This window comes from Halosubterraneus shenae, assembly GCF_050510935.1.
GTDB lineage: Archaea > Halobacteriota > Halobacteria > Halobacteriales > Haloferacaceae > JBDGPU01.
Genome location: NZ_JBNLVO010000004.1, coordinates 401,230 through 414,521 on the forward strand (window position 1 = coordinate 401,230; position 13,292 = coordinate 414,521).

Genomic DNA, 13,292 nt, shown 5'->3' on the forward strand with positions numbered 1-13,292 from the left:
CGCTTTTACTGACGACACCGACCGTATATCTGCACGCAGACCGTAGCGCTGTCAATGGAGTCGGACACCACGGCGGCGCTTTATAAGGCGCCGCGGACGGACGTCACCCAGGACCAGGGGAAGTTCCGCATCCACCTCAACTTCCCCGGGCGCAACCACCCCGACCACGCGGACCACGGCTACGGGCCGCTCGCGACGGTCGTCGAGTCGTTCATGGACCCGGACACGTTAATCTCGATGCACCAGCACCGGAACGAGGAGATCATCTCCTGGGTCCCGGCCGGCGTGATGCGCCACGACGATCGACAGGGGAACGAGCTCGTCACCGACGCCGACCACCTGATGGTGATGGGCGCGGGCAGCGGCTTCTGGCACGAGGAGCGGACGCTCGCCGACGATCCGCCGCTCCGGATGCTCCAGATCTTCGTCCGACCGCACAGCCTCGGCCTCGAACCGACGATCCAGCACGAGCCGATCCCGGCACCCGTCGACGGCGAGTGGCGCCACCTCTTCGGCCCGGCGGGTTCGGACGCGCCGCTCACGGTGCGGAACGCGGTCGACTGCTACGACGTCGAGCTGGCGGCGGGCGACAGCGTCGAGCTTCCCGCCAGGAAGGGCTGGGACACCTACTTCTACGTGTTCGACGGCGCCGTGACGGCAGACGGGACCGAGTTCGGGAAGACGGAAAGCGGGCTCCGCGTCGGCGACGGGACCACGACAATCACGGCCGACGTCGACTCGCAGCTGGTCGCGTTCGTCATCGACCCCGACGCGCCGGTCACGCGGCAGGGAACGGTCGGGAGATAAGGGGGCCACACCGCGAGCCCGGTCGGGAGCAACGCGGGGCGGAACTCACTCGCCTTCGGCCGCGAACTCGACGAGCGTCAGGTCGCGGTCGAGCTGGCAGTGGTCGTGTGGCGGGTCGCCAAGGACCTGCTGGACCTTGCGCTCCTCGTCGAAGTCGGCCCCGTCCGGGACGCAGTACTGGTGGCTCGGGCACTCGGTATGCGGGCACGGTCCAGCCAGCGACGCCTTGCTTCCGGCGTAGGCCTGCCGCGAGGGAACGTTCGCGGGGACCGAGGTCGGCTCGACCTCGACGGCGCGGACGCCGCTGTCGTGGACGGCACAGTCCAGCGTCTGGGCGTTCTCCCGGAGGCCGGTGATCTCGTAGCGGGTTCCGACGGAGAGGTTGAGGCACTGTCCGCGGTAGGAACAGCCCTCGCAGGCGTCGGACTCGCCGCGATAGACGAACTCCCGGCCCTCCTCCGCGAGCCGGGTTCCGACGAGCGTGATGGTCGACATAGTCGGAGGAACGGGCTGGGCGGCCGTAAGGCTCCCGGCCTGCGTCCGCCTGGCGGGCGAGTCCGACCGCGACGCGACGACCCGCTCCGCACCGCGCTGGCTCAAGCGGGACGCGCCGACTCGATCCCCGAAGACACATACGACGAGCCGACCAACCCCGACCGAATGATCGGCGATCTCGTCGCCCAGCTGCGAGCGGAGGCCGAGCGGAGCAACGAGCGACGCGTCCTCGTTCTCGCGGGCGACCGCGACGCCGGGATCGACGCCGCGTTCAGCGCCGTCGAGGCCGCCGAGATCGACGACGCGGACGCCACCATCGTCTCGACCCGCGAGGGGTTCCGCTTCGAGCGCGTCTCCCCGCGGTCGGCCACGGAGGTGCTGGGCCGCACCCGCGACGCGGTGATCGTCGACTGCTACGACTACTTCGCGCCCAACACGCTCGGGCAGGTCGTCGGCGCCGTCGACGGCGGCGGGCTCCTGATCCTCGTTACGCCCGACCTCGAGGAGTGGCCGGACCGCCGCAACGAGTTCGACGAGTCGCTCGCCGTCCCGCCGTTCGACGTCGAGGACGTGACCGGCCACTTCCGGTCCCGCTTCGTCGACACGCTCCGCCAGCACCCGGGCATCGCCATCGTCGACATCGTGGCCGACGTGGACGGCGACCGCGACGGAGACGGCATGGTCGTCGAACGCGACGGCCTCACCGACCCACCCGAACGGACCGGTCACGTCCCGCAGTCGCCGCCGGAGTCGGCGACGTTTCCGACGCTGGCGTACGAGGCGTGTCTCACGCGGGACCAGGCCCGGACGCTGCGGTCGTTCGAGCGCCTCGCCGAGCCCGGCAACGCGGTCGTCGTGGAGGCGGACCGCGGGCGCGGGAAGTCCAGCGCTGCCGGCCTCGCAGCCGCATCGCTCGCGGCCGACGGGAAGGACGTGCTCGTCACCGCGCCGAACTTCCGGAACGCGACGGAGCTGTTCGACCGCGCCCGCGAGCTGCTCTCCGCCCGCAACGAGATCCGGACCGTCCGGGAGGACGGACGCTGCTTCGAGACGGGAACCGGCGGGGCCGTCCGGTTCGCGTCGCCAGCCGACGCCGCGGACCTCCCCGGCGACCCGGACGTCGTCGTCGTCGACGAAGCGGCGGCGATCCCGGTGCCGCTGCTCGAGGCGTTCCTCGCGGCCGATTCGGTCGCGTACTGCACGACGATCCACGGCTACGAGGGCACCGGCCGGGGCTTCTCCGTCCGGTTCCGGACGCGCCTCGACGAGAGCGACCTCGACGTGCAGGAGCAGCGCCTCGAGGAGCCGATCCGCTACGCGCGCGAGGACCCCGTCGAGGGGTGGGCCTTCCGCGCGCTCCTGCTGGACGCCCGCCCCGCCGTCGACGTCGCCGTCGAGGACGCGGAGCCCGAGTCGGTCGAGTACAGGGAGCTATCGACGGCGAAGCTGCTGGCCGACGAACACCTGCTCTCGGAGGCGTTCGGCCTGCTCGTGTTAGCCCACTACCGGACCGAGCCGAACGACCTGGCCCGGCTGCTGGACGCCCCGAACCTCTCGACGCGCGCGCTGCTTTCCGACGGCCACGTCGTCGCCGTCGACCTCCTGGCTCGCGAGGGCGCCCTCCCGGCCGACCTCCGCGAGTCGATGTACGAGGGCTCGCGGGTCCGCGGGAACATGGTGCCCGACGTGCTGACGAGCCAGCTCCGCGACGAGGACGCCGGCGCGCCGCTCGGGCTCCGGACGATGCGCATCGCGACCCACCACGCCGTGCGGAATCGGGGTCTCGGGACCCACCTGCTGGAGTCGGTCCACGACGAGTTCGCCGACGAGATCGACTACTTCAGCGTCGGCTACGGCGCGACCCCGGAGCTGCTCCGCTTCTGGGACCGGGCCGGCTACCGCACGGTCCACGTCTCGACGACCCGGAACGAGGTCTCGGGGGAGTACTCGGCCGTGATGATCGCGCCGGCCAGCGAGGTTGGCGGCGACGGTGGCGGCGCCAGCGACGCCGTCGGCGAGGGTGGCGAGGCCAGCAACGCCGGCGCGGGCCTGCTCGACCGCCACGCGCGAGCGCTCCGGGACCGCATGCGCGACGGGCTCTCGGACGCCCAGCGCGACCTCGACGCCGACGTCGTCAGGGCCGCGCTGGGCGCGTGCCCCGCCGAGCGCGAGGTCGACCTGACGCCCTACGGCTGGCGGTCCGTCGTCGGCGCCTCCTACGGGCCGGGGATGTACCACGCCGCCCCGGGCGCGTTCCGGGACCTCGCGATGGCCCACCTGATCGACGGGCGCGTCGACCTCTCGGACCGCGAGGAGCGCCTCCTGGTGCGGAAGGTGCTCCAGGGTCACCCCTGGGAGCAGGTCGCCGACGAGCTCGGCTACCAGTCGACGGGCCAGTGCATGCGGAGTCTCGGCGAGGCCGCTAAACCCCTCGTCGACGAGTACGGCAACGAAGTCGCTCGCGCCGAACGCGAGCGGTTCAGGGGGGACTGACCCGTGGAGCTCGTCCTCGCGGTCGCCCTCGCGCTCCTCGTCGCCGGTGTCGCCGGCAGCATCGTCCCCCTGGTGCCGGCAGGGGTCCCGTCGCTTGCCGGTATCTACCTCTATGCGGCCTTCGGCGCCGAGCCCCTCAGCGTCGGCACGCTCGTCGCGTTCACGGTCGTCGGCGTCGTCGCGGCCGCGCTCGAACTGCTCGGCGGCCCGCTCGCGGCGCGCGGGTCGGGCGCGTCCACGCGGACGATGCTCGCGGCCGCCGGCGTCGGCTTCCTGCTGTTCTTCGTCACCGGGCCGGTCGGTATCGTGATCGGCATGGTGCTCGTGGTGTTCTACGCCGAGTACAGCCGCGGGATGACGCCGGAGCTGGCTGCCAGGCGTGCCGGCTACACGGTCCTCGGCGTGCTCGTCGCGGCCGCCGCTCAGCTCTTCCTGACGCTCGCGATGCTGGCCGGGTTCCTCTGGCTCGTCTACTTTTAAATACGAGCCCGGATCGAGCAGCCGATCGCCGGAAACGCGAAGTGGGCCGGCCGAAAAGGCGAGCGTATGGAGTGTGCGGAGGCTGACTGTTCGGACGACGCGGCCGTGCGACTGTACGTTCCCTGGAGCCAGAACCGCGCGGTCTGTCCGGCGTGCGCCCGTGGCCTCGTCCAGCAGGACGGCGTCGTCGCCGAACCCCTACCGGGCAACGAGGACGCCTGGCCGTAAGCGGTCGAGGAGTCGCCAGCCGCAGCGACGGACACGGATCAGATCGACGCCGCCAATCAAATCGTCGTCGCGAGCATCACCTCGTCGACGTAGTCGCCGTCGATCTTGTAGTGGTCCTCGCGGCGACTCTCGGTCTCCCAGCCACGGGATTCGAGGAACGCGATCGCCGTCTCGTTCGTCGCCGGGACGCTGTTGTACAGCTTCTCGAAGCCGTTCTCGCTGGCCCAGTCGACGCCGCGTTCGAGGAGTGCGGTCCCGATGCCGTCGCCGCGGTACTCGTCGAGGACGCCGACGGTGAGCACGGCCGTGTGGCTCAGCTTGTCCGTTTCCGGGAGATCGAGGTGGACCCAGCCGACGACCTCGTCCTCGATGGTCGCGACGAAGAACATCCGGGAGCTGACCTCGTTGTGCCGGAGGAGGATCTCCTCGTAGTCGACGAGGTCGGCGACGCTCTCCGCCTCGATGTACGTCCCGTCCTTCGCCACTTGCCGGATGACGCCGACCAGCCCCGAGAGATCGTCCTGGCGTGCCGAGCGGATCGTGTACCGCAGGTCGCCCGCTTCGTGCTCCTCGCCGGGCTCGAAGTCGAACGCGATCTCGATCTTCCCGTCCGTCTTCCGGAGGTAGCCGTCCCGCCGCAGCACGGCGAGGTGGTGGCCGAAGGCGGTCCGGTCGAAGCCGAGCGCCCGCTGGATCTCCTCCGGCTCCACGGCCCCGCGTCGCTCGACGTATTCGTAGATGTCCTTGCGGTCACGGTCGTCGAACTCAAGCCGTGTTTCCATTTCCATGGGTGACGGTACCACGCCTCACTATTTAAGCGTTGGTCACGATCGGCGGATTTCGCCCTCTCGGGGAGTCAGATGGGCAATATCGGTCGACGGGGGCCCACTTACTCCGCCGGCAGCCCCACGAGCTGGGCTGCGACGTCGACGACGTCGTGCGTGTCGACGAGGAGCTCGGCCGCCTCGCGGACCGTCGCGTCCGGGTCGACGTCGGCACCGCGCTGGCGAGCGTAGACGACGAGCCAGTCGTTCGTCGCGCGGTGGAGCAGGTCGAGTTCCGCCTGGCTGAACTGCACCGGTTCGTCGCTCGACCGAGCTTTCACGTACACCGCGAGCACCGGGCCGAGGCCGTCGCGCGCGGCGGACAGCGGCGTGATGTCCACGCCGGCATCGTCGCAGTCTCTGTCGTCGCTCGCTACCGTTGCGTCGCGGACGTCTCGCGCTTCCGTCGCGAGCTGTCGGATCCGGGGTTCCAGCGGCGAGCTCATGGTCGCAGATAGGGGGCCACCCGAGTCACCCCTCCTCGAACGCGACGCCCTTGCCGCCGCGCGGGTGCTCCCAGTCGGTGTCGGCGACGACGGCGCAGGTGCCGCACTCGACGCAGGGCTGGGTGTCGAGGCTGACGACGCGCTCCTCGTGGCCGTTCACCTGCACCGTCTCCTCGCGGTAGCAGCCCCCGCCGAAGTCGGTTGCGCTGACCGGGCAGGCCGTGACCGCGACGCCGCTGGCGTCCCAGGAGTCGTCGCGCACTTCGATGTGGGGGTTCCCGACGTCGGTGTCGTAGGTGAGCTCGCCGATGCGCTCCTCGAGGTCCGGCGGGATGGTCGCGTTCTCCGTGTCGACCTCGCTGCCGAGCTCCTCCGCGATAACGGTCGGGAGGGTGACGTACGGCGTCCGGGTGTCCGGGATTATCGCCGCCAGCGACGGCGAGCTGTACAGGTCCTCCAGCCGGTCGCCGAGCACGCGCACGCCGAAACGGCCGACCGGCGAGTCGAGGACGGCGTCGGTGAGGCTCGTGACGAGGTCGTTCTCGCCGACCGTGCTGGCGACGTCGTACGAGCGCGGCCGGAGCTTGGCCATCACGCCCTCGCTCTCGAGCTTCCGGGCGTAGAGCTGCCCGGTGCCGTCGGTCGCGCCGCGCGAGCGGGACTCCACGAACGCCTCTGCGGCGAGCGCGCCGGCCGTGACCGCGTGGTTCATCCCCTTGATGATCGGGCCCTGCGCCTGCATCTGGCCGGCGGCGTCGCCGACGAGCACGAGCCGGTCGCGATGCGGTGACTCGTGGGCGACCTTCTTCGAGTCGGGCACGAGCTTCGCTGAGTACTCGCGCTCGTGATACGTCTCCGGGAGCCAGTCGCCGAGCGCGGGGTGCGTCAGCAGCGCGTCGAGCAGTTCGTGCGGCTCCGCGCGCTCCGCGGCGAGGCTGTCGAGGTGGAAGACGGTCCCGATCGAGAGCGAGTCCTCGTTCGTGTAGACGAAGCCGCCGCCGCGGACGCCCTCGAACAGGTCCCCGGAGAAGAGGTGGGCCGCGCCCTCGTCCGGGCCGACGTCGAAGCCCTCGTTCACCTCCTCGGGCGGCACGTCGACGACGGCCTTGACGCCCTGGAACCACTCCTCGGGGTCGTCCCAGTCCATGAGCCCGGCCTCGCGCGCGAGCTCCGAGTTGACGCCGTCGGCGGCGACGACGAGGTCCGCGCGGATCGGGTCGATCTCGTCGCAGGTGACGCCGACGATCTCGCCGTCCTCCCAGAGGAGCCCGTTGACGCGGACCTCCGTCAGGAGGCCGCCCCCGGTCTCGCTCGTCTTCTCGTGGACGCGCTCGGCGAGCCAGGAGTCCATCCGCCGGCGCAGGACGGCGTCCGACCAGGCGGTGTCGTGCTCGTGCAGGTCGGTGATGTCGAACGTCTTCACCTGCCGCCCGGAGACGTTGTGGATGTGGTAGTCGGTCACCGGGCGCTCAGTGGCTTCCTCGCGGAAGTCCGGGAACAGGTCGTCGATGGTGTACGGCGACGACTCCTCCGCGTAGAGGAGCCCGCCGGAGACGTTCTTCGCGCCGGCGTCGACGCCACGCTCGAGGACGAGCGTCTCGACGCCGTTGTCCGCGAGCGTGGCTGCGGCCGCAGCTCCACCGGGCCCGCAGCCGACGACGACGGCCTCGTAGTGTTCGGCGGCCTCTGCGTCCGTGGACTCATCCCCATTACCGAGGGCGCTCACTGCGACTCACCCCCGTCGGTCGCGGCGGCGACGTCGACGTCGCCAGTCTCGGCCGCTTCGATGAACCGCGGCAGCACCTCGAAGAGGTCGCCCTCGACGAAGTAGTCGCACCAGTCATGGATGCGGGCGTCCGGGTCAGTGTTGACCGCGACGATGGTGTCCGCCTCGTCGCAGCCGACCTTGTGCTGGACCGCGCCGGAGATGCCGGCGGCGATGTACAGGTCCGGCTCGACCTCCTGGCCCGTCTCGCCGATCTGGCGCACCTCCTCGAGGTACTCCTCGACGTGCGCGTCGACGTTGTACGAGCCAGTGACGAGCCCGCGGGAGACGCCGACTTCGGCATCCTCGAAGGCGTCCGCGAGCTCGACCGCGAGCTCGATGCCGCGGGTCGGGTCCTTACCGATGCCGCGGCCGACGGCGACGATGACGTCGTGGCCGGTGAGGTCGATGCCCTCCTCCAGGCGGTCGAACTCCTCGACGTCGACGCGGAGCCAGTCCTCGTCGAGGTCGGTCTCGAACGCGACGACCTCGCCCTCGCGTTCGGGGTCGGGCTCCGGGATCGCGAAGCTGCCCGGGATGACCGAGCCGCCCTGCGGGTGGAACTCGCGGTTCGGGTTGTCCAGACAGAGGATCGTCGAGTACTCGAAGCCGGAGAAGTCCGGCCGCTTCATGTGGAGGACGCGCCGGAACGTCCGGCTGCTGCCTGGTTCGCCCGTCTTGACGGGGTTGGAGATCTCCGCGGACTCGATGTAGAGCCCCGAGCAGTCGGAGGCGAGTCCGGAGTCGAGCTCGGCCTGGACCATCGCGGAGAGGTCGCGGCCGTTGTTCGTCGCCGGAAAGAGCACGTAGCGAGGCTCGTCGTAGACGACTTCCTCGGCGTCGCCGCCGCGCTCGTCGGCCGCGCCGGTCTTCCACTCGGCGTCCGCGCGCGCCATCTCGCAGAAGAGCTCCGTGAAGGGCTTGTGCCGGAAGCGGTCGAGGCGGTCGTCCTCGGCGGTGACGACGAGGTCCGCGCCGTACTCGATGCAGGTGTCGGCGTGGCCGGCCACGTCGTCGCCGATGAGGACCGCGACGACGCGCTCGTCGGCGTCGTAGTCCGCGTTGTACTCGTCCATCAGGTCGCGCGCCTTCCCGAGCATCTCGAGGGAGACGTTCACCAGCTCGCCGGCCTGCGTCTCGCAGTAGACCCACATGTCGCGGTAGACGCCGTCCTCGAGCTCGCTGACGTACTGCTTGTCGGCGGTCGGGTGGTCGAGCTCGGGGTGTTTCTCCGCCGGCGGGAGGTCGGGCTCGGGCTCGCCCTCGCCGCCCTCCCCCTCGCCACCCGCTCCACCGGGGCCACCTTCGCCCTCCTCGTCCTCGGTGACGGACTCGATGCGACTCTCGATGAGGTCGATAACGCTGTCGCGGTTCTCGCCAGCCTCTTCCTCCTCGAGGAGGGCTTCGAGCTCCGCGGGCTCGTCGATGTCCCGGACGGCGTTGCCGACGTCGGCGATGCTCATCTCCGCGAGGTCGCGCTCGTCGCCCTCGTCCTCGCCATCCTCGTCCTCGCTGAACTGCTCGATCCGGCTCTCGATGAGCGTCTTCGCGCCGGCGCGGTCCTCGCCCGCTTTCTCGGCCTCGAGAATCTCGCGGAGTTCGTCGGGGTCCTCGACGTCCGAGATTGCGGGTCCGAGCTCCGCGATGGTGTACTCGCCGGGGTCGAAATCCGTCACGGTCAGTCACCCCCCGCGTGCGCGGTGAGTTCGTCGACGACGCGGCCGAACGCCTCGGGGTCGTCGGGGTCGACGTCGACCGCCTCGCGGTCCGACGGGGCCTTCGGGATGGGGTCGACCGACGAGACGATGGTCGGGGAGCCGTCGAGGCCGACGAAGTCGGGGTCAAGGTTCAGGGCCTCGTGGTCGACCATCTCGAGGTGGTCCTCGTACTCCTCGGCGCGCTCCTGCGTCTCGGCGCGGAGGCGCTTGTGCTCGAGCCGCTGGCTCGCGGTCCGGTAGCTCGGCTCGAACTCGGGGTCGGCGACGACGACGGCCGGGAGGTCGGTCTCGACGGTCTCGACCTCCGCGACGTCTCCCTCGACGAGCCGCTTCGCGCGGAGCGTGCGCTCCTCGGGGTCGACGTCCATCGCGACGACGTGGGTGACGATGGGCCAGTCGAGACACCAGCACGTCTGCGGGCCGGTGTGGCCGGTCTCACCGTCGGCGGTCTTGAACCCCGCGAAGACGAGGTCCGGTTCGCCGACGTGCTCGATGGCCGTCGCGAGCGTGATCGCCGTCGCCCAGGTGTCGGCGGCGGCGAACTCGCGGTCGGAGACGAGCGTCAGGTCGTCCGCGTAGACGGACTCCATCGCCTCCCCGAGCACGTCCTTGTAGCCCGGCGGGCCCATGCTCATCACGCTCACGCGGCCGCCGTGCCGGACGCGCGTCTGGAGCGCCGCCTGGAGCGCGAACTTGTCGTTCGGGTTCATCACCGTCGGCGTCTTCCCCCGCTCGAGGTGGCCGTCCTCGTCGAAGGAGACCTGCCCCTCGCGGAAGTCGGGAACGCCTTTCGTCAGGGCAACCATGTGCATAGGTGTCAATCCTCACTGGACGAACAGTAGCCAACCCTAATAGTCTTTTATTAGGTACGGGGTCGCGGTCGCGGGCCCGCGGCGACGGACTCCCCGCCTCGTCGCCGGCGCTGCTCGCTGACGATAATGCCTTCAAAAACCCGCCGAGGCGGGACCTCGGCTCGTCGCTCGGCTGCGGGAATCGTCTAAAACGGCGTCGACCCGTCCGGGAGAAACCGGGAAGCGATTCGGCCGCTCAGATCCTGCCGGCGCGTTCAGCTCCGGAGAGCGCGTTCAGATCCGGCCGGCGCGGCCGGGGTCGACGTCGATCGCGTCGACAGGGCAGACGTCGACGCAGAGCATGCAGTCGATACACTGGTCCTCGTTGGTCGGGTTCGCCTTGATCTCCGACTCGGGGTGGCCCGGCGTGTCGACCCACTCGAACACGTCGACCGGGCAGTCCTCGAGACACGCGCCGTCGGCCAGACAGATGTCGAAGTCGACGGCGACATGCGTGCCGCGGATCCCCTGTTTCTCCGGCGGGTCGACGGGCCCCCACACCGCGACGCCGTGCTCTTCGCCCTCCTGTTCCCGGTTCTCCTCGAAGTTCGGGTCGATAGCCATCGGTATACGTAAAATTCGCCTCTCGATATTTAAATAGTCCGGGGAATAGCGACCGGGAGCGGTCGCGCGCTCGTCGAGCCGTCCCGCTCGCCAGTCAGCCCCGCGCGTCAGTCGCCCCCGCGCTCGCCCGTCCTCGCTTCAGGGATGCGTGTAGTAGACGACGAGGTCCTCCTCGCCAGTTGGCCCGTAGTCGACAGGCGCCGGCGCGGGCTCGAACTCGTCGACGCGGACGAAGCCGACGCGCTCGAACTGGACGATCTCGTCGACGTCGAGGTCCGCGACGGTGGGCTCGGCGTACCCCGTCACGTCGCCCTCGATCGTCCGCATCATCGTGTCGAGGTTGTCGGCGGCGGGGACCCAGTGGACGACCGGCACGTCCTCCTCGCGGACGAGGTCGATGTCGTCGCTCACGAACTCGAAGGCGTCGCGGGTGTGGCGCACGCAGCCGTACCCCTTCAGCCAGACGCGGTCGCCGTGGTCGGGCAGGTCCTGCTCCTCGACGAGGACGCCGCCGTCGACGGAGATGTCCCGCGTGCCGCGGTCCTCGTGGTCGGGGTGCAGCGGCGGGTGGCCGACGTCCGGGCCGCCGGTGATCTGGCGCTCGACGGCCGGGGTCTCCTCGGTGTCGCGGACGAGGAAGTAGCGGTTGGCCTCGTCGTCGACCAGCTGGCGGTTGTTCGAGTAGACGGAGGACATCGCGAGGTCGACGTCCGAGGTCGAGAGGCCCAGTTCCGTCATCGCGTCGACGATGGCCTGCCCGCGGATGCCGCGGCGCTGGATCGACTTGAGGGTCGGCGCGCGCGGGTCGTCCCAGCCCGTGAGCTCGCCGTTCTCGATCTTCGCCTTGATCGTCGAGGTCGACATCTTCACGTCGTAGGCGTCGACCTGGACGTGGCCCCAGTGGAGCACCTCGGGGTACTCCCAGTCGAAGTAGTCGTAGACGAAGCGCTGGCGCTTCGCGGAGTCCTGCAGGTCGATGCCGCGGATGATGTGCGTGACGCCCGTCAGGTGGTCGTCGACGCCGGACTGGAAGTCCAGCATGGGCCAGCAGTCGTAGTGGGCGGCCTCCTCGCGCGGGTGGGCGGCGTCGACCATCCGGAAGGCGACCCAGTCGCGCAGGGCGGGGTTCTTGTGCTCGATGTCGGTCGCGACCCGGAGCACCATCTCGCCGGCGTCGTACTCACCGGCGATCATCGCCTCGAACTCCTCGCGGACGACGTCCGGGTCCTTGTCGCGGTGGGGGCACGGCTCCGCGTTCGCCTTCAGCTCGCGGAAGTCCTCGGCCGGGCAGGAGCAGGTGTATGCGCCACCCATCTCGATGAGCTCGCGGGCGTGCTCGTAGTAGGTCTCCAGCCGGTCGGAGGCCTTCAGGACGACGTCGGGCTCGAAGCCAAGGTACTCGATGTCGTCGAGGATCATGTCGTAGGCGTCGAGGTCCGGTCGCTTCGTCTCGGGGTCGGTGTCGTCGAACCGGCAGATGAACTCGCCGTCGTAGCGCTCGGCGTAGGTCCCGATGACCGACGGCATCCGCGCGTGGCCGATGTGCCACGGGCCGTTCGGGTTCGGCGCCGCGCGCATGACGACCTCGCCCGCCTCGGCGTTCGGGAGGTCGGGAAGGACGTGTTCGTCCTCCTCGGCTTCCGCCTCGAGCTCCTCGACCTTCTCCGGGGCCAGTTCCTGGAGGCGCTCGCGACGCTCCGCCTCGTCCATCGATCCGACCTTCGAGACGATCGGTCCGATGATCCCCGGGATCTCGTCGCCGTGCGGGCGGAACTCGGGGTTCTCGCCCATCAGTGGGCCCATGATCGCCCCGACGTCGGGGTCGCTGCCGTGTTTGAGCGCGTTGTACAGCGCCGCCTCCTCGGCGGCCGCCTCGACGCGCTCGCGAAGTTCCTCGTCCATACTGTATCCGTCACACCGGACTCTTAAAAAGCGCCGCGGAACGGAAGGGGCATCGGCACTCCGACGGGGCCCGGCCCATCGGTCGTCCGCCGGAGTGCCAGGGTAGGGGCACTAACACGTTAGCCGTTGACACGGATAAACAGTCGAGACGTTTCACGGGGGCGACGAGCGCCGTATCGGTAAAACGTCGCGAGGTTTAAGCCGTTCAGCCACGATATTTCCGTGATCGGTCTCCCGATCGACAGCCTGGAGACCCGGCTTGCGGCGTCGCCTGCGACAGCACGGCACTGCCTGCGCTGATACGGGGCTGTCCCGCGGTGCGTGGCCCCGGAGCCGCGTCCCGCGGTGCGTGGCCCCCGGAGCCGCGTCCCGCGCGTCTCCACGGGGTTCAAGCCTCGCGAGTACCTTCCACGTCGTATGCAGACGGACCTGACGACGTCGCTGGCGACGATCTCCGGACGGGGGCGAGCCTGACCGTGGTTACACCGATGAGCGAGGCGGAGCGTGACGAGGGGAACCGGAAACTGAAGGTCGTTTTCGTCGTCCTCGTGACGGCCTCAGCCGGCCTGATCACGCTTCAGGTGGACGCGACGCCGGCGCAGACCGCCGCGGCGCTCGGCGCCGGTTTCCTCGTCTCGCTACCCCTGACCTGGTACCTCTCCAGGACGCTCGCCGAGTTCGGGAGCCGGCCACGGCAGCGGTAATCCGCTCCTTCGGGA

The 13,292-nt window shown here is 70.0% G+C and carries 13 protein-coding genes; 5 read left to right on the plus strand and 8 right to left on the minus strand.

All coding sequences use genetic code 11. From position 1 onward, the window contains the following. Window positions 1-54 precede the first annotated feature (54 nt). Window positions 55-807, plus strand: coding sequence for a pirin family protein (locus tag ACQE3M_RS11020; protein ID WP_430505656.1), 753 nt, complete (start codon window positions 55-57; stop codon window positions 805-807). 45 nt (window positions 808-852) lie between these two features. Here the strand turns inward: ACQE3M_RS11020 and ACQE3M_RS11025 are convergent, their stop codons facing one another. Continuing rightward, window positions 853-1,302, minus strand: coding sequence for a UPF0179 family protein (locus ACQE3M_RS11025; RefSeq protein WP_430505657.1), 450 nt, complete (start codon window positions 1,300-1,302; stop codon window positions 853-855). Between the two features lie 165 nt (window positions 1,303-1,467). Between ACQE3M_RS11025 and tmcA the strand changes: the two genes are divergently transcribed. From tmcA to ACQE3M_RS11040, 3 genes are all read left to right on the plus strand, one after another. Further along, complete coding sequence (tmcA, locus tag ACQE3M_RS11030; RefSeq protein WP_430505658.1) at window positions 1,468-3,795, plus strand: tRNA(Met) cytidine acetyltransferase TmcA; 2,328 nt, start codon at window positions 1,468-1,470, stop codon at window positions 3,793-3,795. 3 nt (window positions 3,796-3,798) lie between these two features. Next, window positions 3,799-4,275 (plus strand): DUF456 domain-containing protein, encoded by a 477-nt coding sequence (locus ACQE3M_RS11035; protein WP_430505659.1) that lies wholly within the window; start codon window positions 3,799-3,801, stop codon window positions 4,273-4,275. Between the two features lie 66 nt (window positions 4,276-4,341). Then, window positions 4,342-4,503 carry a hypothetical protein gene (locus ACQE3M_RS11040; protein WP_430505660.1) on the plus strand — a complete coding sequence of 54 codons (162 nt, stop codon included), beginning with the start codon at window positions 4,342-4,344 and terminating at the stop codon, window positions 4,501-4,503. Between the two features lie 56 nt (window positions 4,504-4,559). On the opposite strand, the gene ACQE3M_RS11045 is transcribed toward ACQE3M_RS11040, so the two are convergent. From ACQE3M_RS11045 to ACQE3M_RS11075, 7 genes are all read right to left on the minus strand, one after another. Continuing rightward, complete coding sequence (locus tag ACQE3M_RS11045) at window positions 4,560-5,291, minus strand: GNAT family N-acetyltransferase (protein WP_430505661.1); 732 nt, start codon at window positions 5,289-5,291, stop codon at window positions 4,560-4,562. Between the two features lie 101 nt (window positions 5,292-5,392). After that, complete coding sequence (locus tag ACQE3M_RS11050) at window positions 5,393-5,773, minus strand: hypothetical protein (RefSeq protein WP_430505662.1); 381 nt, start codon at window positions 5,771-5,773, stop codon at window positions 5,393-5,395. A gap of 25 nt (window positions 5,774-5,798) precedes the next feature. Further along, window positions 5,799-7,499 (minus strand): FAD-dependent oxidoreductase, encoded by a 1,701-nt coding sequence (locus ACQE3M_RS11055; RefSeq protein ID WP_430505663.1) that lies wholly within the window; start codon window positions 7,497-7,499, stop codon window positions 5,799-5,801. Further along, on the minus strand, window positions 7,496-9,214 hold the full coding sequence (locus ACQE3M_RS11060; RefSeq protein ID WP_430505664.1) for an electron transfer flavoprotein subunit alpha/FixB family protein: 1,719 nt from the start codon (window positions 9,212-9,214) through the stop codon (window positions 7,496-7,498). The genes ACQE3M_RS11055 and ACQE3M_RS11060 overlap by 4 nt, the downstream gene beginning before the upstream one ends. A 2-nt stretch (window positions 9,215-9,216) precedes the next feature. Beyond that, on the minus strand, window positions 9,217-10,068 hold the full coding sequence (locus tag ACQE3M_RS11065; RefSeq protein WP_430505665.1) for an electron transfer flavoprotein subunit beta/FixA family protein: 852 nt from the start codon (window positions 10,066-10,068) through the stop codon (window positions 9,217-9,219). 273 nt (window positions 10,069-10,341) lie between these two features. Next, window positions 10,342-10,671, minus strand: coding sequence for a 4Fe-4S dicluster domain-containing protein (locus tag ACQE3M_RS11070; protein ID WP_430505666.1), 330 nt, complete (start codon window positions 10,669-10,671; stop codon window positions 10,342-10,344). 138 nt (window positions 10,672-10,809) lie between these two features. Then, the gene (locus ACQE3M_RS11075; protein WP_430505667.1) at window positions 10,810-12,573 is read right to left on the minus strand and encodes a glutamate--tRNA ligase; all 1,764 of its coding nucleotides are present in this window, start codon (window positions 12,571-12,573) and stop codon (window positions 10,810-10,812) included. Between the two features lie 488 nt (window positions 12,574-13,061). On the opposite strand from ACQE3M_RS11075, the gene ACQE3M_RS11080 reads away from it, so the two are divergent. Further along, complete coding sequence (locus ACQE3M_RS11080; RefSeq protein ID WP_430505668.1) at window positions 13,062-13,277, plus strand: hypothetical protein; 216 nt, start codon at window positions 13,062-13,064, stop codon at window positions 13,275-13,277. Window positions 13,278-13,292: the final 15 nt, after the last annotated feature.

Bases quoted from the DNA above. Each gene is read 5' to 3' on its own strand.
- ACQE3M_RS11075 (WP_430505667.1), bottom strand. From the start codon at position 12,573: ATGGACGAGGAACTTCGCGAGCGCGTCGAGGCGGCCGCCGAGGAGGCG.
- ACQE3M_RS11050 (WP_430505662.1), bottom strand. From the start codon at position 5,773: ATGAGCTCGCCGCTGGAACCCCGGATCCGACAGCTCGCGACGGAAGCG.
- ACQE3M_RS11080 (WP_430505668.1), top strand. From the start codon at position 13,062: ATGAGCGAGGCGGAGCGTGACGAGGGGAACCGGAAACTGAAGGTCGTT.
- ACQE3M_RS11020 (WP_430505656.1), top strand. From the start codon at position 55: ATGGAGTCGGACACCACGGCGGCGCTTTATAAGGCGCCGCGGACGGAC.
- ACQE3M_RS11070 (WP_430505666.1), bottom strand. From the start codon at position 10,671: ATGGCTATCGACCCGAACTTCGAGGAGAACCGGGAACAGGAGGGCGAA.
- ACQE3M_RS11065 (WP_430505665.1), bottom strand. From the start codon at position 10,068: ATGCACATGGTTGCCCTGACGAAAGGCGTTCCCGACTTCCGCGAGGGG.
- ACQE3M_RS11025 (WP_430505657.1), bottom strand. From the start codon at position 1,302: ATGTCGACCATCACGCTCGTCGGAACCCGGCTCGCGGAGGAGGGCCGG.
- tmcA (WP_430505658.1), top strand. From the start codon at position 1,468: ATGATCGGCGATCTCGTCGCCCAGCTGCGAGCGGAGGCCGAGCGGAGC.
- ACQE3M_RS11045 (WP_430505661.1), bottom strand. From the start codon at position 5,291: ATGGAAATGGAAACACGGCTTGAGTTCGACGACCGTGACCGCAAGGAC.
- ACQE3M_RS11040 (WP_430505660.1), top strand. From the start codon at position 4,342: ATGGAGTGTGCGGAGGCTGACTGTTCGGACGACGCGGCCGTGCGACTG.